Genomic DNA, 18,851 nt, shown 5'->3' with positions numbered 1-18,851 from the left:
AGCATGCACACGCCAAGATGCCCGCACTCCACCGCTCCCAACCCGGCGGATGAAGAAGTGGTGAATTACTCCTGCAGTGCGGCCACTTGGGCCAGCACCTGGTGCAGCGGCTCGGCGGCCCGCTTCCGGTACTCCTGGATCGCCCAGCCGTTCCCGTCCGGGTCCTTGAAGTACATGAACGTCGCCCCGTCCTGCGGCGCGAACTGCACCGGCTCGCTGACATCGAGCCCGCGCGCGGTCAGTTCGTCGTAGGCCGCCTTCGCGTCCTGCACGCACAGCTGCATGCCGTGGTACGTCCCCGGCTGCGGCGTCCCAGTGGGGATCTGCAACCCGTCGACCAGCGCGATCGAACAGCCCGAGCCCGGCGGCGTCAGCTGCACGATCCGCACGCCCTCCATCACCTCACCGTCGAGATCGACGTGGAAGCCGACCTTGTCCCGGTAGAACTCCTTGGCCCGGTCCACGTCCGAGACCGGCAGGACGATCACTTCGAGGGTCATGTCCATGGCTTGACTCCTTTGTCAGGCGCGTCACTCGAACCGCCACCGTGTCTGGCTGAACGGCTCCCCCTTACCGAAGCCGAAAACCGTGCGGGGCGCCACAGCGAAGACGTAGGCGTGTTCGGAACCGTGATGAAACGCCCCGTCCCGCACGTCGAAGCGCCAGAAGCCGCCGTACTTCGCCTCCCACGCGGCGGCCAGTTCCCGCAGCCGGTCCTCGTCCGTGACCCGCGCCGCCGCACCCTCGACGACCAGGTCGTACCCCTCGTCCCAGGTGCTCGTGCCCGTCGTCAGCACGACGTGCGGGTTGCCGTCGAGGTTGCGCGCCTTGCGTTCCTCGGGCCCGGTGCAGAAGTGCAGCGCGCCGTCCGCCCACACCGCGGGCAGGGGCGTCACATGCGGCCGCCCGTCCGGCCGTACCGTCGAGATCCAGAACTGCTCCGCCGCCGCGAGCTGAGCCTCGGCCGCGGACCAGTCGGTCGCGGTCGCCGCCGGGTCGCTGTAGCGGGGGTCGAGACGGGTGATCGGTTTCTTGTCGGTCATCGGCTACCCCTAGTACCTGAGCCGTAGATCATCGGCTTCTCCCTGTGTCGGTCCCTCTCTGGTTCTACGGGGCAGACCCCGTACCCCTCCAGAACTCATCGCCGCACGCCCCGGCGCCACCGCCCGCACCTGCGGTTAGGCTCGGGACGTTACGACCTAGATCCGAACGACCTTGATCCGAGGGAGGCCGAGGATGACGGCGCCGGGGCGCAGGAGCAGCACCTTCACGCGACTGCTGCGGCACGGTTTCACCGATCCCTCGGCCGCCGAGCGGCTCCTGGAGAGCGCGGAGCTGGCGCCGATAAGGAACGACCCGGTCCTGCTGGAGGCCCTGGGCGCCACCGCCGACCCCGACCTGGCCCTTCAGGGTCTCGTACGGCTCCTGGAGGCACAGCCCGAGGACACTCCTCGCCGCGAGCTGCTGGACACCCTGATCGCGGCGAAGCCCCTGCGTGACCGGCTGCTCGGTGTCCTCGGCGCCTCCGCCGCCCTAGGGGATCATCTCGCCCGGCATCCGCGCGACTGGCACGCCCTCGTCATGTACGAGCCGCGCGATCTCCACCCCGGGGTGGAGGAGTTCGAGCGCGGGCTGGCCGAGGCCACCGACCCCGTCGCCCTGCGCGTCGCCTACCGCCGCTGCCTGCTGTCCATCGCCGCCCGTGACGTGTGCGGCACCACCGACCTCGCGCAGACCGCCGCCGAACTCGCCGACCTCGCGACCGCCACCCTGCGCGCAGCCCTCGCCATCGCCGGTGCCGCCGCGCCCGACGACGCCGCGCTGTGCCGGCTGGCGGTGATCGCGATGGGCAAGTGCGGTGGCCACGAGCTGAACTACATCTCCGACGTCGACGTGATCTTCGTCGGCGAGGCCGTCGAGGGCGCCGACGAGGGCAAGGCGGTCCGCGCGGCCACCAAGCTCGCCGCGCACATGATGCGGATCTGCTCCGAGACCACCGTCGAGGGATCCATCTGGCCCGTCGACGCCAATCTGCGCCCCGAGGGCCGCAACGGGCCCTTGGTCCGCACCCTCGCCAGCCACCTCGCCTACTACCAACGCTGGGCCAAGACATGGGAGTTCCAGGCCCTGCTCAAGGCCCGCCCGGTGGCCGGCGACCTCGCGCTCGGCGCGGAGTACATCGATGCGCTCGAACCCCTCGTGTGGAAGGCGGCGGAGCGCGAGAACTTCGTCACCGACGTGCAGAAGATGCGCCGCCGGGTCGTCGAGAACATCCCCGCCGCCGAGATCGACCGCGAACTGAAGCTCGCCCCCGGCGGCCTCCGCGATGTCGAATTCGCCGTCCAGCTCCTGCAGTTGGTGCACGGCCGCGCCGACACCTCGCTGCGCAGCGGCACCACGCTCGTCGCCCTTGAGGCCCTCGCCGCCGGCGGCTACGTCGGCCGCGAGGACGCCGCCCGCCTCGACGACGCCTACCGCTTCCTGCGCACGATGGAACACCGCATCCAGCTCTACCGGCTGCGCCGCACCCACCTCGTCCCGGTCGAGGAGTCCGACCAGCGCCGCCTCGGCCGCTCGATGGGCCTGCGCACCGACCCCGTCGCCGAGCTGAACCGCGAGTGGAAGCGGCACGCCACCGTCGTACGACGCCTGCACGAGAAGCTCTTCTACCGCCCGCTGCTCGACGCGGTCGCCCAACTCGCCCCCGGCGAGACCCGGTTGAGCCCCCAGGCGGCCCGCGAACGGCTGGTCGCCCTCGGCTACAGCGACCCGGCGGCGGCCCTGCGCCACATCGAGGCCCTCGCCTCCGGCGTCACCCGCAAGGCCGCCATCCAACGCACCCTGCTGCCCGTCCTGTTGGGCTGGTTCGCGGACTCCGCCGACCCGGACGCGGGCCTCCTCAACTTCCGCAAGGTGTCCGACGCGCTCGGCAAGACCCCTTGGTACCTTCGGCTGTTGAGGGACGAGGGCGCCGCCGCCGAGAACCTCGCCCGCGTCCTGTCGGCCGGCCGCCTCGCCCCCGACCTCCTCATGCGCGCCCCCGAAGCGGTCGCCCTCCTCGGCGACGGCGACGGCGGCAGCGGCCTCGAACCCCGCGAACGCGCCCACCTGGACCAGGAGATACTGGCCGCGGTCGGCCGCGCCGACGACGCCGTCCAGGCCGTCACCTTCGCCCGCGGCGTCCGCCGCCGCGAACTCTTCCGTACGGCCGCCTTCGACATCGTCGGCTCCTACGGCACCGAGACCCAGCCCGTCGAGGCCGACCAGGGCGCCCTCGTCGACCGGGTCGGCGGCGCCGTCTCCGACCTCACCGCCGCGACCCTCGCCGGCACCCTGCGCGCGGTCGTCCGCGCGGGCTGGGGCGACACCCTCCCCACCCGCTTCGCCGTCATCGGCATGGGCCGCTTCGGCGGCCACGAACTGGGCTACGGCTCCGACGCGGACGTCCTGTTCGTGCACGAACCCCGCGAGGGGGTGGCCGAGCGGGAAGCCTCCGAGGCGGCCAACAAGGTCGTCTCCGAGATGCGGCGGTTGCTTCAGGTCGCCAGTTCGGATCCGCCGCTGCTGATCGACGCGGATCTGCGGCCGGAGGGTAAGTCGGGGCCGCTTGTACGGTCGTTGAACTCCTACGAGGCGTACTACCGCCGGTGGTCGCTGGTTTGGGAGTCGCAGGCGTTGTTGCGGGCCGAACCTGTTGCCGGGGACGAGGAGTTGGGGCGGCGGTTCATCGAGCTGATCGATCCTCTGCGGTATCCGGCGGAGGGGCTGGGTGACGATGCCGTACGGGAGATTCGGCGGTTGAAGGCCCGTATGGAGTCCGAGCGGTTGCCTCGTGGGGCTGACCCGACTCTGCATACGAAGTTGGGGCGTGGGGGGCTGTCCGACGTCGAGTGGACTGTGCAGCTGATGCAGTTGCAGCATGCGTGGGCGGAGCCGGGGTTGCGGACTACGCGTACTCGGGCGGGGCTTGCGGCGGCTTGTGCGGCTGAGCTCATTTCCGGCGAGGACGCGGCGACGTTGGACGAGGCCTGGGTGTTGGCTACCCGGGTTCGTAACGCGGTGATGTTGGTGCGAGGGCGGGCGGGCGACACGTTTCCGTCTGATCCGCGTGAACTGGCTGCCGTGGGAAGGTACTTGGGGTACGGGCCGGGGCATGTGGGGGACATGCTCGACGACTACCGGCGTACTACTCGGCGGGCGCGTGGTGTGGTGGACGTGTTGTTCTACGGGGCCTAGGCGGGTTGTTCGTCGGCTGACCGTCGGTGGGGGCTGGGCGCGCCCGCGCGGCTGAGCCGCGAATGTCGCAGCCCCGCACCCCTGAAAGGCATGTCCACTGAGCTGCGCCTTGTAAGGGCGACGCTCACCAGGACTACCGCCATGCCTGCCATCACCCGCAGCCCCACCCTCTCGTCCAGCAGCACCGCACCCAGCGTTACCGACACAACTGGCAGGAGATATCCGACTGTTGCGGCGCTTGTCGCGCCCTCGTCCGCGATCAGGCGGTAGTTGAGGTAGAAGGTCACGCCGGTGCCGAGGACGCCCAGGGCGGTCACCGCGAGCAGGGCCGTCAGGTCGGGGTGTACTGGGCCGGTGGCAGGCAGGGCGAGGGTGGTCCAAGCCGTCGCCGCCATCAACTGCGCCGCCGAGACGGCCAACGGCGCCTGGCCCGTGGTGAGTTTGCGGGCCATGTACGCGAAGGCCACGGCGTAGCTCGCGGCGGCGCCCAGGAGGGCCAGCGCGCCCCAGGTGAGCAGGCCCGAACGGTGCCAGGGGGCGAAGATCAGGACCGTGCCCGCGAAGCCGAGGAGGAGTCCGGTCAGGCGGGCACGGCTCAGGCCGCGGTCTGTGCCCAGCGCGATGCCGATCAGCAGGGACCACAAGGGAGTTGTGGCGTTCAGGACGCCCGCCACACCGGAGTCGACGGTCTGTTCGCCGACGCTGAACAACGCGAACGGGATGGCGTTGCAGAACAGGGCGGCCACCGCGAGGCGGCCCCAGGTCGCGCGGTCGCGGGGCAGGCGCTGACCGGCCGAGCGGGCCAGGGCCAGCAGCACCAGGGTGCCGAGGACGCAGCGGGTGATCGTGATCTGGGCGGGGGAGAGGCCGTGGTTCAGGGCGAGTTTGATCCAGAGGAAGCCGGACCCCCAGAGGAGGGCGAGCACGGCCATGCGGACTGTCGAGGCGGGCTGCATGGGTCCACGGTCGGGCAGCCGGACCATGCAGGACAAGCGAATGATTCTACAGTGACCGTTAACCTGTGCTACATGCTTGATGTGCGACGCATGCAGGTACTACGGGCTGTGGTCGGGTGTGGGTCGGTGACCGCGGCGGCGGCCCGGCTCGGGTACACGCCGTCCGCCGTCAGTCAGCAGGTCGGGGCGCTGGAGAAGGAGGCCGGGACCGCGCTCCTTGAGCGGGTCGGGCGCGGGGTGCGACCCACGGCGGCCGGGCTGCTGCTCACCGGGTACGCGGACGCGATCGGCCGGCAGGTCGCCGAGGCGGAGACGGCGCTGGCGGACCTGGTGGCCGGGCGCACGGGACGGCTCGCGGTCCGTTACTTCGCCACCGCCGGTGCCGCCCTGGTCGCCCCCGCCGTGGCCCGGCTCCGTGCCGAACACCCCGGAGTCCAGCTGGAGTTGAAGCTCACCGACCCCGAGGACCCGTTGCCCGAGGTGAAGGAGGGGCGGGCGGATGTCGCGCTGGTGGTCGGGGCGTCCGGAGTGTCCGGGAGCCACGAGGGCGTACGGCTGGTGAAGCTGCTCGACGATCCGTATCTCGCCGTCCTGCCCAAGGGGCACCGGCTGGCCGCGCGGCGGAGCGTCGAGCTGGGGGAGCTGGCCGAGGAACCGTGGGTCGGCAGCGAGTGGCCGGGGCCGTGTCTAGACGCCCAGCTCGACGCGTGCGAGGCGGCGGGGTTCCGGCCGAGCTTCGCGGTGGAGAGCGAGGACTACGTGACAGCTCAGGGTTTCGTCGCGGCCGGCCTCGGGGTGACCCTGATTCCCCGCCTGGGCCTCGGCAGCCGTCATCCGGACGTGGTCGTACGGGTCGTACGGGATCCGGAGCCTGTACGGACCATCCATGCGGCCGTCCGGGAGTCGGCGCCGCCGCAGCCGGCTCTGCGGGTGTTTCTGCGGGCGTTGCGGGACGCGGTGAACGGGGGCTGAGCGGGGTCGGGTGAGGTCCCCGGCTGGGGCTTGGCTGCCGCAATCCGGACGTGGTCGTACGGGTCGTAAGGGATCCGGAGCCCGGACGGACCATTCACGCGGCCGTCCGGGAGGCTGCGAACGAGGGCTGAGCGGGTCGGGTGAAGTCAGTCGCAGTCCGGAGTCAGTCGCAGTCCGGCAGCGCCCTCGAAGGGGCGTGGGGCTGTGTCGATTTGCGGCTCTGCCGCGTGGGCGCGACCAGCCACGACGGCGCGGCAGCGGAACGACGGCAGCGCGGCCGCCCGGCAGCGGAGCCGCATATCGACACAGCTCACGCAGCTCACGCAGCTCACGCAGCTCACGCAGCTCACGCAGCTCACGCAGCTCACGCAGCTCACGCAGCTCACGCAGCTCACGCAGCTCACGCAGCTCACGCAGCGCACGTTGCGCACGCAGCCCAACGCCGCCAGCGGAGCGTTCACGCTTTCGTGGGGAGCCAGGTCCCGTTCGTGCCGCGTACCGCCACCGTCCTCGGCAGGGCGTACGGGAGCGCGCCGTACCAGAGGCGGGAGACCGTGAAGCCGAAGGCCAGGCAGAGCATGCCGCCCACCGCGTCGAGCCAGAAGTGGTTGGCCGTGGAGACGATGACCAGGAGTGTTGCCGCCGGGTAGAGCAGGCCGAGGATGCGGACCCAGGGGAGTTTCGCCAGGGTGAAGATCGTCAGGCCGCACCACAGGGACCAGCCGATGTGCATGGACGGCATCGCGGCGTACTGGTTCGACACGTGCTTCAGGTCGCCCGACGCCATCGAACCCCAGGTCTGGTGGACCATGACCGTGTCGACGAAGTGGCTGCCGTTCATGAGGCGGGGCGGGGCCAGCGGGAAGAAGTAGTAGCCGACCAGGGCCACGGCCGTCGTCGCGAAGAGGACGAGGCGCGTCGCCGCGTACCGGCCCGGATGGCTGCGGAACAGCCACACCAGGACACCCAGCGTCACCACGAAGTGCAGTGTGGCGTAGTAGTAGTTCATGCCGACGATCAGCCAAGTCACCGAATTCACGGCGTGGTTGACCGACTGCTCGACGGCGATACCGAGATGGTTCTCGACGCGCCAGATCCAGTCGGCGTTGCGCAGCGCCGCGCTCTTCTGCTCCGGGACCGCGTTGCGGATCTGTGAGTACGTCCAGTAACTCACCGCGATCAGCAGGATCTCGAACCACAGCCGGGGCCGGCGCGGAGTCCGCAACCGACGCAACCGGCGCAGAAAACCCTGCCCCGCGGCGTCCGCGACGGGGCTCGGAACGGCTTCTTCACGGCCTTCCAATGTCGTCACGGTGGTCTCACCCATAGACATGAAGTCTGCCAGAAAAGGCTTCCGCGACCGATCATCCCTTGGTCGGGTCCGGCTCGCATGTTCTACGACGAGGAGAGGCCCCGGACTACAACCAGCGCACTGTATCCGGCCGCGTTTCCTCCCCCTTAGGGACGATTCAGGGAGGAGTCAGGGGGAGTCAGGGACGATTCCGGTCTCCGGGCGCCGAAGCCGTAGACCCCCGCACCACCAGTTCCGGCATGAACACGAACTCGCTGTGCGGGGCAGGCGTCCCGCCGATCTCCTCCAGCAGCGTCCGCACCGCCGCCTGTCCCATCGCCGGAACCGGCTTGCGGATCGTCGTCAGGGGCGGGTCGGTGAACGCGATCAGGGGGGAGTCGTCGAAACCGACCACGGAGACGTCCTTGGGTACGTCGAGACCGCGCTGCCGGGCCGCCCGGATCGCGCCGAGCGCCATCATGTCGCTCGCGCACACCACCGCCGTACAGTCACGGTCGATCAGCGCGGCGGCCGCGGCCTGCCCGCCCTCCAGCGTGTACAGCGAGTGCTGCACGAGCCGGGTCTCCACGTCCTCGGCGGTCAGGGCCAGTTGGTCCTGCATCGTGCGGACGAAGCCCTCGATCTTGCGTTGTACGGGTACGAACCGCTTGGGGCCCAGCGCCAGTCCGATGCGGGTGTGGCCGAGCGAGACGAGGTGGGTGACCGCGAGGGTCATCGCCGCGCGGTCGTCGGGGGAGATGAACGGCGCCTGCACCTTCGGCGAGAAGCCGTCCACGAGGACGAACGGCACGCCCTGCGCCCGGAGTTGCTCGTAGCGCTGCATGTCGGCGGAGGTGTCCGCGTGCAGCCCGGAGACGAAGATGATGCCCGCGACGCCGCGGTCGACGAGCATCTCGGTCAGCTCGTCCTCGGTGGAACCGCCCGGGGTCTGCGTGGCGAGCACCGGTGTGTAGCCCTGCCGCGTCAGCGCCTGGCCGATGACCTGCGCCAGGGCGGGGAATATCGGGTTCTCCAACTCCGGTGTTATCAGGCCCACCAGGCCCTCGCTGCGCTGCCGCAGCCGTACCGGACGTTCGTAGCCGAGCACGTCGAGCGCGGCGAGGACGGACTGGCGGGTGGTGGCGGCGACGCCAGGCTTGCCGTTGAGGACGCGGCTGACGGTCGCTTCGCTCACCCCCGCCTGGGCGGCGATGTCGGCAAGCCGTGTGGTCACGGGAGTGGACTGTACCGGCCGTCGGCGCGCTGCGGGTTGCTGCGTCATCGCGATCCCTCGTGTTCTGGTCGGCTGCTGGTCGACGTACGGCCTGCGGCAAGAGCTTGCAGAGTCTTGCACAAGTGTCCCCTTGCCCGCTCAGCCGCGCCAGTACCGGGTTTCGCGGGGGTCGAGGTGAGGTCACGGGAGGGTAACTCTCAGGCGGTCTTGCAGTTTTTTGCAGCAAGTACTTTCGCCACGCTTGCATCGCTGTTACGTTCGGCGACGCCCGGCGGACGCAACGGCGCAGTCGGCAAGTCGACAGGGTGGCGGACGGGACCGCCTCCCTGCACCTCACGGGCTTTCACCCTCAAGGAGAACTCATGCGGCGTGGCATAGCGGCCACCGCGCTGGTGGCGTCCATCGCCCTCGCGGCGACGGCCTGCGGCGGCAGTGACAGTGGCAGCGGCAAGTCCGACGGGCCGGTCACCATCACCTGGTGGGACACCTCGAACGCCACCAATGAGGCACCCACGTACAAGGCCCTGGTCGCCAAGTTCGAGGCGGCCAACAAGAACGTCAAGGTCAAGTACGTCAACGTGCCCTTCGACCAGGCGCAGAACAAGTTCGACACCGCCGCCGGTTCCAAGGGCGCCCCGGACGTGCTGCGTTCGGAGGTCGGCTGGACCCCCGCCTTCGCGAAGAAGGGCTACTTCCTGCCGCTCGACGGCACCGAAGCCCTCGCGGACCAGGCGAAGTTCAAGTCGAACCTGATCACGCAGGCCCAGTACGACGGCAAGACGTACGGCGTGCCGCTGGTCACCGACACCCTTGCGCTCGTCTACAACAAGGCCCTCTTCAAGCAGGCCGGCATCACCCAGGCGCCCACCACCTGGGACGAGTTGAAGACCGACGCGGCGACGATCAAGGCCAAGGCCAAGGTCGACGGCTACTGGGGCTCCACCCAGGCCTACTACGCGCAGACCTTCCTCTACGGCGAGGGCACCGACACCGTCGACGCCTCCGCGAAGAAGATCACCGTGGACTCCGCCGCCGCGAAGAAGGCCTACGGCACCTGGCTGAGCCTCTTCTCCGGCACCGGCCTGCACAAGGCCGACACCACCGCGGACGCCTACGCCCACATCCAGGACGCGTTCGTCAACGGCAAGGTCGCCGCGATCATCCAGGGCCCGTGGGAGATCACGAACTTCTACAAGGGCTCGGCGTTCAAGGACAAGTCCAACCTCGGCATCGCCACGATCCCGGCCGGCTCCACCGGCAAGTCCGGTGCCCCGACCGGCGGTCACAACCTCTCGGTCTACGCCGGCTCGGACTCCGCGCACCAGAAGGCGGCCCTGAAGTTCGTCAACTTCATGACCTCCGCCGCCTCCCAGTCGACGATCGCGCTGAAGAACTCGACGCTGCCGACCCGCGACGACGCGTACACCGCCGCCGTGAAGTCGGACCCGGGGATCGCCGGCTTCCAGAGCGTCCTCGGTGCCGCCCAGCCGCGCCCGGCGCTCGCCGAATACAGCTCCCTGTGGGGCCCGTTGGACACCGAACTGCCCAAGGTCGCCGGTGGCAAGGAGTCCCTCGACAAGGGCCTGAGCAACGCCGAGCTGGCGATCGCCAAGCTGGTCCCGGACTTCAGCAAGTAGCCCCGAGTGGCCGTCGGATCCGCCAGCGTGAGCGTGGGGGACGGATCCGACGGCCATCGGCCTGCGCCGCCGTAGCCCTCGAACTTGCCGTACCCGCTTGAACTTCCAGAAGGTCTTCCAGAAGGTGTCGAACGAACCATGACAGTCGCCATCGACCGCGCGACCGGCAAGCGCCACGGTGACCGCGCCCCCCGACCCGGACCCGGCAGCCGCCTCAAGCACGCCTACCAGAAGCACTGGTACGCGTACGCGATGATCATCCCCGTGGTCGTCGTGCTCGGCGTCCTCGTGCTCTACCCGCTGGTGTACGGCCTCTACTTGACGCTCACGGACGCCGACAGCCTCAACACCGCGCGCACGATCGGCGTCAACCACATCGACGCCACCTACAAGTTCATCGGGCTCGACAACTACAAGGACATCCTGTTCGGCCCGACGTCGTACGACCGCTTCTGGTCGCACTTCATCTGGACGATCGTCTGGACCGGGCTCTGCGTCGCCCTCCACTACACGGTCGGCCTCTCCCTGGCACTCCTGCTCAACCAGAAGCTGCGCGCCAGGACCCTGTACCGCCTCATCCTGATCCTGCCGTGGGCCGTCCCCACCTTCGTCACGGTCTTCGGCTGGCGCTTCATGCTCGCCGACGGCGGCATCATCAACTCCGCGCTGCACAGCCTGCATCTGCCCCAACCCGACTGGCTGGAGAGCACGTTCTGGCAGCGGTTCGCCGCGATCATGGTCAACACCTGGTGCGGTGTGCCCTTCATGATGGTCTCGCTGCTCGGCGGCCTCCAGTCCATCGACACCTCGCTCTACGAGGCCGCCGAGATGGACGGCGCGAGCCCCTGGCAGCGCTTCCGCTACGTCACTCTCCCGGGCCTCAGGTCGGTCAGTTCCACCGTCGTCCTGCTCGGTGTGATCTGGACCTTCAACCAATTCGCCGTGATCTTCCTGCTGTTCGGCAACACCGCCCCGGACGCCCAGATCCTGGTCACCTGGTCGTACTTCCTCGGCTTCGGCCAACAGCCGCGCGAATTCGCCCAGTCGGCCGCCTACGGAATCCTGCTGCTGGCCATCCTGATCGTCTTCACCTCCTTCTACCGCCGCTGGCTGAACCGCAATGACCAACAGCTCGCGATCTGAGGCAGGAGTCCCCATGAGCACCACGACACCCGAACGGACCCGCCGCCGGGGCGAGTTGAGCCGCGCCGGCTCCCTCGGCTCGCACGGCATCCTGATCATCGCGAGCCTGATCGCGCTCTTCCCGATCGCCTGGCTGGTCTTCCTCTCCCTCGGCCCGGACTCGGACGACTATCTCCACCCGGGCGGCATCTGGAAGAAGATGACGTTCGACAACTACTCGTTCGTCCTCCAACACACCGGATTCTTCGACTGGTTGAAGAGCTCGCTGATCGTCTCGCTCGGCACCACGGTCATCGGCGTGACCATCGCCGCCAGCACCGGCTACGCGGTCTCGCGCATGCGCTTCCCCGGCTACCGGAAGTTCATGTGGGTGCTGCTGGTCACCCAGATGTTCCCGATAGCGGTACTCATCGTGCCGATGTACCAGATTCTGGCCGATCTGCAGCTCATCGACAGCTACCTTGGTCTCATCCTCGTCTACTGCTCGACCGCCGTGCCCTACTGCGCCTGGCTGCTCAAGGGCTACTTCGACACGATCCCGTTCGAGATCGACGAGGCCGGACGCGTCGACGGGCTGAACCCCTTCGGCACGTTCCTGCGACTGATCCTGCCGCTCGCCAAGCCGGGCCTGGCGGTCGCCGCGTTCTACAGCTTCCTCACGGCCTTCGGCGAGGTCGCGTTCGCCTCGACGTTCATGCTGTCCGACACGAAGTACACGTTCGCGGTCGGGTTGCAGACGTTCGTGAGCGAGCACGACGCGCAGCGCAACCTGATGGCTGCGACGGCGGTGTTGATCGCGATACCGGTTGCTGCGTTCTTCTATCTCGTGCAGAAGAACCTGGTCACCGGCCTTACCGCGGGTGGCACGAAGGGCTAGAACGGCGGGTTCGTTGTTGTCTGCGGGGCCGTTGTGGCTGGTCGCGCCCACGCGGCGGAGCCGCATATCGATACAGCCCCGCGCCCCTTTGGGGGCGCTGCCTCCCAAACCCCCCTTAGACCCGAGGCGGCCGTGGTGGTCATCCGACCCCGCTATCACCGCGGTCGCCTCGTCACCAACTCCCCATGATCCGAACCCCGTTACGTACCAAGGACGCCATGACCCAGCAGCACTCCGCCACCGCCCCGGCACCGATCCCCGCCGCAGCCAAGCGCAGCGACTGGTGGAGAGACGCGGTGATCTACCAGGTCTACCCCCGCAGTTTCGCCGACAGCAACGGCGACGGCATGGGCGACCTGGAGGGCGTCCGCGCCCGCCTCCCGTATCTGCGTGACCTCGGGATCGACGCCGTCTGGCTCAGCCCGTTCTACGCCTCACCGCAGGCGGACGCAGGCTACGACGTCGCCGACTACCGTGCCGTGGACCCGATGTTCGGGAACCTGCTCGACGCCGACGCGCTGATCCGCGACGCCCATGGACTCGGCCTGCGCATCATCGTCGACCTCGTCCCGAACCACTCCTCGGACCAACACGAGTGGTTCAAGCGGGCGTTGAGGGAGGGTCCCGGCTCGCCGTCGCGGGAGCGCTACCACTTCCGCCCCGGCAAGGGTGAGAACGGCGAACTCCCGCCCAACGACTGGGAGTCCATCTTCGGCGGCCCGGCGTGGACGAGGGTCACCGAACCGGACGGCTCGGCGGGGGAGTGGTACCTGCACCTCTTCGCGCCGGAGCAGCCCGACTTCAACTGGGAACACCCGGCGGTGGGCGACGAGTTCCGCTCGATCCTCCGCTTCTGGCTCGACATCGGGGTCGACGGCTTCCGCATCGACGTGGCCCACGGCCTCGTCAAGGCGGAGGGCCTGCCCGACCTCGGCTCCCACGAACAGCTCAAGCTCCTGGGCAACGATGTCATGCCGTTCTTCGACCAGGACGGCGTGCACGACGTGTACCGCCAGTGGCGCACGGTCCTCGACGAGTACGCGGGCGAGCGCATCTTCGTCGCCGAGGCATGGACGCCCACGGTGGAGCGGACGGCCAACTACGTCCGCCCGGACGAACTCCACCAGGCCTTCAACTTCCAGTACCTGTCGACCGATTGGGACGCCGAAGAGCTCCGTACGGTCATCGACCGCACCCTGGAGGCCATGCGCCCGGTAGGCGCCCCCGCCACCTGGGTCCTCTCCAACCACGACGTCACCCGGCACGCCACCCGCTTCGCCAACCCGCCCGGCCTCGGCACCCAGATCCGGCTGGCGGGGGACAGGGAGCTGGGCCTGCGCAGGGCCCGCGCCGCGACACTGCTCATGCTGGCGCTGCCCGGATCGGCGTACATCTACCAGGGCGAGGAGCTCGGCCTGCCGGACGTCGTCGACCTCCCGGACGAAGTCCGCCAGGACCCCGCGTACTTCAGGGGCGCGGGCCAGGACGGCTTCCGGGACGGGTGCCGGGTGCCGATTCCGTGGACGCGTGACGGATCGTCGTACGGCTTTGGAAACGGCGGGAGTTGGCTGCCGCAGCCGGACGACTGGGGCGAGTTGAGCATCGAGGCGCAGACCGGGACGGCCGGTTCGACGCTGGAGCTGTACCGGGCCGCGCTCGCCGCGCGCCGCACCCAGCCGGACCTCGGCGCGGGTGACTCGGTGGAGTGGCTGCGGGCGCCCGAGGGTGTACTCGCCTTCCGGCGTGGGGAGTTCGTGTGTGTCGCGAACACCAGCGGGGAGTCGGTGACGACATCGGCGTACGGTCGTCTCCTGCTCGCGAGCGGTGAGGTGACCGAGGTGGCCGGCGAGGCGAAGCTGCCGGCCGACACGACGGTCTGGTGGACCACCACACCGTAACCACCAACCACCGCTGCGCCAGGGGAAGTTCTTGCAGCAACTTCACACGGCCCGCTGCCCTTTTGGGCGGCGGGCCTCTAACATCTGGGCGACTGCAAGGTTTCCACGGTGTTTCAGCAAGAGCTGTCAAGAACCTTCAACGGAGAAGGAACCCCACATGGCCAACAGCAGATCACTTGCAGGAGCATTCGCCCTCGCCGCCGCGACGGCCCTCCTGGTGCCCGGCACCGCACATGCCTCCCCACCCGGCACCAAGGACGTCACCGCCGTCCTCTTCGAGTGGAACTTCGCCTCCGTCGCCAAGGAGTGCACCAACACCCTCGGCCCCGCCGGCTACGGCTACGTCCAGGTCTCGCCGCCCGCCGAGCACATACAGGGCTCGCAGTGGTGGACGTCGTACCAGCCGGTGAGTTACAAGATCGCGGGCCGGCTCGGCGACGCGACGGCCTTCCAGAGCATGATCAACACGTGTCACGCGGCGGGCGTGAAGGTCGTCGTCGACACGGTCATCAACCACATGTCGGCGGGCAGCGGCACCGGCACCGGCGGTTCGTCGTACACGAAGTACAACTACCCCGGCCTGTACTCCTCGTACGACATGGACGACTGCACATCCACGGTCAGCGACTACACCAACCGCGCCAACGTCCAGAACTGCGAACTCGTCGGCCTGGCCGACCTGGACACCGGCGAGGAGTACGTCCGCGCCACCATCGCCGGCTACATGAACACCCTCCTCGGCTACGGCGCCGACGGCTTCCGCATCGACGCGGCCAAGCACATCCCGGCGACCGACCTCGCGAACATCAAGTCCCGCCTGAGCAACCCCTCCGCGTACTGGAAGCAGGAGGTCATCTACGGCGCCGGCGAGGCCGTCCAGCCCACCGAGTACACCGGCAACGGCGACGTCCAGGAGTTCCGCTACGCCTACGACCTCAAGCGGGTCTTCAACAACGAGAACCTCGCCTACCTGAAGAACTACGGCGAGGGCTGGGGCTACATGAGCAGCTCGGTGGCGGCGGTCTTCGTCGACAACCACGACACGGAGCGCAACGGCAGCACGTTGAACTACAAGGACGGCGCCAACTACACGCTGGCCAACGTCTTCATGCTCGCCTACCCCTACGGCGCCCCGGACATCAACTCCGGCTACGAGTGGTCGGACGCGGACGCCGGCCCGCCCAACGGCGGCTCGGTGACGGCCTGTTGGCAGGACGGCTGGAAGTGCCAGCACGCCTGGCCGGAGATCAAGTCCATGGTCGCCTTCCGCAACGCCACGAGCGGCCAGTCCCTCACCAACTGGTGGGACGACGGCAACGACGCGATCGCCTTCGGCCGCGGCAGCAAGGGCTACGTCGCCATCAACCACGAGTCGTCGTCGGTGACGCAGACGTACCAGACGTCGATGGCGGCGGGTGCGTACTGCAACGTCCAGAACAACACGTCGGTGACCGTGAACTCCAGCGGGCAGTTCACGGCGACGCTGGGCAGCAACACGGCGTTGGCGATCTACTCGGGCAAGTCGAGCTGCTGATCCCGGTGTTGGACGGCGGCGGCGTGAGGGTGGACGTCGCCGCCGTCCGGCCCGTGGGGGATCAGGAGTTGACGGTGATGTGCTTCGCCAGGGCCGTCACGGCGAGGTCGCCGTGGTCGACCCACTGGGGGAGGGCCAGGGTCTTGTGCTGGGTGGAGGCGGGCGGGGTGATCTCCAGGTAGGCGGCGTGCACCGCGCCCGACGTGCCGGTGTTGGCGTGGGTCCAGGCGACGACGGCCTCGGCGCTCTCGCCGTCCTTGAGGGTGAGGGTCTTCTTCCCGGGGTTGTGCGCGTACCAGGTGTTGCCCCAGGTGGTGTGGGTCGTGAGCTTCTTGTGGGCGGAGTTCTCCAGGCCCAGGCCGGGGTAGCCGCGCAGCGCGCAGGTCGTGCCGCTGAGGTTGCGCAGCCTGATGACGACACCCTCGTGGTTCATGCCACCGGCGAGCTGCTGACCGTAGGTCGCCTTCAGCGCGGCGGCGGAGCAGGTCGGCGTGGCCTTCGCCGTGGCCGTACCGCTGGAGGTCGCGGCGTTCGCGGTACCCGCCCAGGCCGCGAGCCCCAGACCGACGACGGCGCCCAGGCCGATCATCGTCCGCCCGAGCTTGCGGTCGGCGCGGCGCCGGTGCTTGGCGGTGCCGGCCTGGTCGGTGGTGTTCTGGACTTCGTTCACGGTCATGTTCCCCACTCCTGCTCCGCGGTGCGGGCCGTGGTCTGCGGCCCGCACCGTCCTTCTGGTGCCGTACACAAGGTTCGATGCGCGGTACGGCGGTTTTGTTCGCAGAAGATCGGAGGAAGTCGGAGGGAATCGCGGAAGGACCTATTTCCAGGTGTCACTCGCCGTGTAGCCGGACGAGGTGCCCGTCGTGTACGAGCGGTTCGTGCCGGACTCCCAGGTCACGTTCCCGGAGCTGTCCTTCTTGATGTACTTGTACGTGAAGGCCGTGCTCTTGGGGACGATGACGAGCTTGCTCCACGTCGGGTAGGACGCCGACGACAGCGGGATCGCGTCGCTCGTGTTCCAGGAGCCGAGCGAGGCGATGGAGCCGGTGACGTAGACGTTCGTGCCGTAGTCGGTGGTCGCGTACTCGTTGAAGGTGACGTCGGTGGCATCCGTGTCGGCCACGTTCCAGGAGTTGTTGAGCGTGACCGCCGAACTGGCCGTTGTAGCCGACCTGTTGGCGTTCGACTCCCAGGTGACGTTGCCGGACGCGTCCTTCTTGATGTACTTGAAGGTGAAGGACGTGTTGGTCGGCACGCTCACCGCCCCGGACCAGACCGGGTACCCGGACGACGACAGCGCGACCGCCTTCGAGGTGTCCCAGCCGCCCAGCGCGTCGATGGAGCCGACGACGTAGACGCTCGTACCGGACGTCGTGGCCGCGTACTCGTCGAAGGTGGCGGTCACCGTGGAACCGGACGAACCGCCGCCGCCGGTGTCGTCGCAGCCGACCGTGCAGGTGTAGGAGGAGTTGTAGAAGGCGATCGCGCTCTTCGCCGGGACGGTGAGGGACGCGCTGCCGCCGGAGACGGTGACGGTCGAGGCGCCGCCGTCGATGACGTTCTTGTACGTCCCGTCGGCCATGCCCGTCGTGAAGCTGTAAGTCGCCGCCGAGGAACCGTTGTTGAGCGCGAAGAAGCCCGCTCCGCTCCGGCCGAAGCCGATCACGCTCGACGACTTGGTCTGCCAGTTGGAGACGGCCGCCGTGTCCACCGCGTTGTGCCAGGCCACCATGCCGACGACCCCGGTGTCACGGTCGAGGCAGTACCAACTGCCGCTGGAGCAGTCGGTGTTGGTGACGAACCCGGACGAGTTCGGCGGGGCCTGGTCGCTCTGCGTCCACTCCCAGCTGGCGTACACCGTCGGGGTGGACCACTTGTAGGCGAGCTGGAAGAGGTTGGCGAGCTTGTAGGTGTCGCCGTCCTTGTAGCTCATGTGGAGGCCGTTGCGTTCGGTGTCGTGGTTCGTCACGAAGGACACCGAGTTGGCGGCCGGGAGAATGCCGCTGCTCTCCAGGGACGACAGGTCGCTCACGTTGCCCTGGAACGCCGACTTCATCTTGCTCGCGTAGGTGAAGTCGAGGACGTCACCGGAGGCGTAGTAGTCGCTGGGCTGCGGGGTCGAGCCCGGGTAGATCTCCTGGAAGACGTACGGTGCCGAACCCGCCGTCGTGTTCGTCAGCTTGCCCTCGATCGCGGCCATGTCGGTCTCGGGGATGTGCTTGGCCGCGTCGACCCGGAACCCGTCGACGCCCAGGGCGAGTTGCTTGTTCAGGAAGTTCGCGATGCCCGCGCGGACCGAGTCCGAGCCGGTCTTCAGGTCGGGCAGGCCCAGGAGTTCGCAGTTCTGGACCTGGGTGAGGTTCGAGTAGTCCTGGATGGTCAGGTCGGAGGTGGGGCAGTCCGCCGAGGTGTGGTAGTCGCCGGGGTCCCAGTCCGGGGTGTCGTACTTGCTGGTGATCGTGGTGCCGTTGTAGCCGGTGCCGGTCTGCGCGGCGGTGTGGTTGACCACCGCGTCCGTGTAGACCTTGACGCCCGCCGTGTGGCACGCGGACACCATGCTCGCGAACTGCGCCGCCGTACCGAAGCGGCTGTTCAGGTTGTACGAGTACGGCTGGTAGACGTCCCACCAGTAGTAGTTGGTCTGCTTCAGCGACTCGGCGGGCGGCGCCACCTGGACCGCGCCGTAACCGGCCGGGCCCAGTACGTTCGTGCACTCCGAGGTGATGGAGTCCCAGTTCCATTCCCAGAGGTTGGCGATGACATCGCCCTTGGCGGAGGTGTCGGCGTGGGCGGTGGCGGCGGGCAGGGCGATCACGCCCGCCAGGGCGAGGGCGCCGGCGGCGACGGCGCTCGCCATGCGCCGTGCTGGTCCGTATCTGCTCATCTGCGGCTCCGGAAGAGAGGATTCGGCGTTCAACAACTGGTGAGCGTGGGCCAGTTGAGAAGGGCACGTCAAGGTTGCGGCTGAAAGTTCTTTCTGTGACTTTCAGGCCTCTTGCTGCAACCCTTGCGTCGGCGATACGGTCTCGCCGGGGTCGGACCCGAACTGAGCCGTAATCGCAAGGAGTTCACG

General features: G+C 68.6%; 14 protein-coding genes. 7 read left to right on the top strand and 7 right to left on the bottom strand.

Translation table 11 applies throughout. From position 1 onward, the window contains the following. Positions 1-65: 65 nt before the first annotated feature. Both OG496_RS18765 and OG496_RS18760 read right to left on the bottom strand, forming a co-directional pair. On the bottom strand, positions 66-506 hold the full coding sequence (locus tag OG496_RS18765; RefSeq protein ID WP_399394732.1) for a VOC family protein: 441 nt from the start codon (positions 504-506) through the stop codon (positions 66-68). A gap of 24 nt (positions 507-530) precedes the next feature. Then, the gene (locus OG496_RS18760; protein WP_405971660.1) at positions 531-1,043 is read right to left on the bottom strand and encodes a pyridoxamine 5'-phosphate oxidase family protein; all 513 of its coding nucleotides are present in this window, start codon (positions 1,041-1,043) and stop codon (positions 531-533) included. 193 nt (positions 1,044-1,236) lie between these two features. Here OG496_RS18760 and OG496_RS18755 point away from each other — a divergent pair, with 193 nt between their 5' ends. Next, positions 1,237-4,236, top strand: a complete 3,000-nt coding sequence (locus OG496_RS18755) for a bifunctional [glutamine synthetase] adenylyltransferase/[glutamine synthetase]-adenylyl-L-tyrosine phosphorylase (protein WP_405971659.1) — start codon at positions 1,237-1,239, stop codon at positions 4,234-4,236. Here the strand turns inward: OG496_RS18755 and OG496_RS18750 are convergent. Further along, positions 4,233-5,219 (bottom strand): DMT family transporter, encoded by a 987-nt coding sequence (locus OG496_RS18750; RefSeq protein WP_405976645.1) that lies wholly within the window; start codon positions 5,217-5,219, stop codon positions 4,233-4,235. The genes OG496_RS18755 and OG496_RS18750 overlap by 4 nt on opposite strands. Positions 5,220-5,264: 45 nt before the next feature. Here OG496_RS18750 and OG496_RS18745 point away from each other — a divergent pair, with 45 nt between their 5' ends. Then, positions 5,265-6,164, top strand: coding sequence for a LysR family transcriptional regulator (locus OG496_RS18745; protein ID WP_405971658.1), 900 nt, complete (start codon positions 5,265-5,267; stop codon positions 6,162-6,164). Between the two features lie 457 nt (positions 6,165-6,621). Here the strand turns inward: OG496_RS18745 and OG496_RS18740 are convergent, their stop codons facing one another. Then, the gene (locus tag OG496_RS18740; protein ID WP_405971657.1) at positions 6,622-7,491 is read right to left on the bottom strand and encodes a phosphatase PAP2 family protein; all 870 of its coding nucleotides are present in this window, start codon (positions 7,489-7,491) and stop codon (positions 6,622-6,624) included. A gap of 163 nt (positions 7,492-7,654) precedes the next feature. Continuing rightward, complete coding sequence (locus tag OG496_RS18735; protein ID WP_318015932.1) at positions 7,655-8,689, bottom strand: LacI family DNA-binding transcriptional regulator; 1,035 nt, start codon at positions 8,687-8,689, stop codon at positions 7,655-7,657. 362 nt (positions 8,690-9,051) lie between these two features. Between OG496_RS18735 and OG496_RS18730 the strand changes: the two genes are divergently transcribed. From OG496_RS18730 to OG496_RS18710, 5 genes are all read left to right on the top strand, one after another. Continuing rightward, a complete protein-coding gene (locus OG496_RS18730) occupies positions 9,052-10,326 on the top strand; it encodes an extracellular solute-binding protein (protein ID WP_366491276.1) in 1,275 nt (424 codons plus the stop codon). A 138-nt stretch (positions 10,327-10,464) separates the two neighbouring features. Then, positions 10,465-11,469: a sugar ABC transporter permease gene (locus OG496_RS18725; RefSeq protein WP_366491277.1), complete on the top strand. Its 1,005-nt coding sequence runs from the start codon at positions 10,465-10,467 to the stop codon at positions 11,467-11,469. A 13-nt stretch (positions 11,470-11,482) separates the two neighbouring features. Next, a complete protein-coding gene (locus OG496_RS18720) occupies positions 11,483-12,346 on the top strand; it encodes an ABC transporter permease subunit (RefSeq protein ID WP_366491278.1) in 864 nt (287 codons plus the stop codon). A gap of 218 nt (positions 12,347-12,564) precedes the next feature. Continuing rightward, the gene (locus OG496_RS18715) at positions 12,565-14,244 is read left to right on the top strand and encodes a glycoside hydrolase family 13 protein (RefSeq protein WP_405971656.1); all 1,680 of its coding nucleotides are present in this window, start codon (positions 12,565-12,567) and stop codon (positions 14,242-14,244) included. 157 nt (positions 14,245-14,401) lie between these two features. Beyond that, positions 14,402-15,778, top strand: a complete 1,377-nt coding sequence (locus OG496_RS18710) for an alpha-amylase family protein (protein ID WP_405971655.1) — start codon at positions 14,402-14,404, stop codon at positions 15,776-15,778. A gap of 61 nt (positions 15,779-15,839) precedes the next feature. Here OG496_RS18710 and OG496_RS18705 read toward each other — a convergent pair whose 3' ends face one another. Both OG496_RS18705 and OG496_RS18700 read right to left on the bottom strand, forming a co-directional pair. Beyond that, positions 15,840-16,454, bottom strand: coding sequence for a DUF4232 domain-containing protein (locus OG496_RS18705; RefSeq protein WP_405971654.1), 615 nt, complete (start codon positions 16,452-16,454; stop codon positions 15,840-15,842). A gap of 141 nt (positions 16,455-16,595) precedes the next feature. Then, the gene (locus tag OG496_RS18700) at positions 16,596-18,662 is read right to left on the bottom strand and encodes a carbohydrate-binding module family 20 domain-containing protein (RefSeq protein WP_405971653.1); all 2,067 of its coding nucleotides are present in this window, start codon (positions 18,660-18,662) and stop codon (positions 16,596-16,598) included. Positions 18,663-18,851: the final 189 nt, after the last annotated feature.

The sequence above is a fragment of the Streptomyces sp. NBC_00988 genome (assembly GCF_045162645.1).
GTDB lineage: Bacteria > Actinomycetota > Actinomycetes > Streptomycetales > Streptomycetaceae > Streptomyces.
This window is presented reverse-complemented; position numbering and strand designations above follow the sequence as displayed.

Excerpts from the sequence above, each read along its gene's own strand:
- OG496_RS18765 (WP_399394732.1), bottom strand. The coding sequence starts at position 506 with ATGGACATGACCCTCGAAGTGATCGTCCTGCCGGTCTCGGACGTGGAC.
- OG496_RS18760 (WP_405971660.1), bottom strand. The coding sequence starts at position 1,043 with ATGACCGACAAGAAACCGATCACCCGTCTCGACCCCCGCTACAGCGAC.
- OG496_RS18755 (WP_405971659.1), top strand. The coding sequence starts at position 1,237 with ATGACGGCGCCGGGGCGCAGGAGCAGCACCTTCACGCGACTGCTGCGG.
- OG496_RS18750 (WP_405976645.1), bottom strand. The coding sequence starts at position 5,219 with ATGGTCCGGCTGCCCGACCGTGGACCCATGCAGCCCGCCTCGACAGTC.
- OG496_RS18745 (WP_405971658.1), top strand. The coding sequence starts at position 5,265 with ATGCTTGATGTGCGACGCATGCAGGTACTACGGGCTGTGGTCGGGTGT.
- OG496_RS18740 (WP_405971657.1), bottom strand. The coding sequence starts at position 7,491 with ATGGGTGAGACCACCGTGACGACATTGGAAGGCCGTGAAGAAGCCGTT.
- OG496_RS18730 (WP_366491276.1), top strand. The coding sequence starts at position 9,052 with ATGCGGCGTGGCATAGCGGCCACCGCGCTGGTGGCGTCCATCGCCCTC.
- OG496_RS18725 (WP_366491277.1), top strand. The coding sequence starts at position 10,465 with ATGACAGTCGCCATCGACCGCGCGACCGGCAAGCGCCACGGTGACCGC.
- OG496_RS18720 (WP_366491278.1), top strand. The coding sequence starts at position 11,483 with ATGAGCACCACGACACCCGAACGGACCCGCCGCCGGGGCGAGTTGAGC.
- OG496_RS18715 (WP_405971656.1), top strand. The coding sequence starts at position 12,565 with ATGACCCAGCAGCACTCCGCCACCGCCCCGGCACCGATCCCCGCCGCA.
- OG496_RS18710 (WP_405971655.1), top strand. The coding sequence starts at position 14,402 with ATGGCCAACAGCAGATCACTTGCAGGAGCATTCGCCCTCGCCGCCGCG.
- OG496_RS18705 (WP_405971654.1), bottom strand. The coding sequence starts at position 16,454 with ATGACCGTGAACGAAGTCCAGAACACCACCGACCAGGCCGGCACCGCC.
- OG496_RS18700 (WP_405971653.1), bottom strand. The coding sequence starts at position 18,662 with ATGAGCAGATACGGACCAGCACGGCGCATGGCGAGCGCCGTCGCCGCC.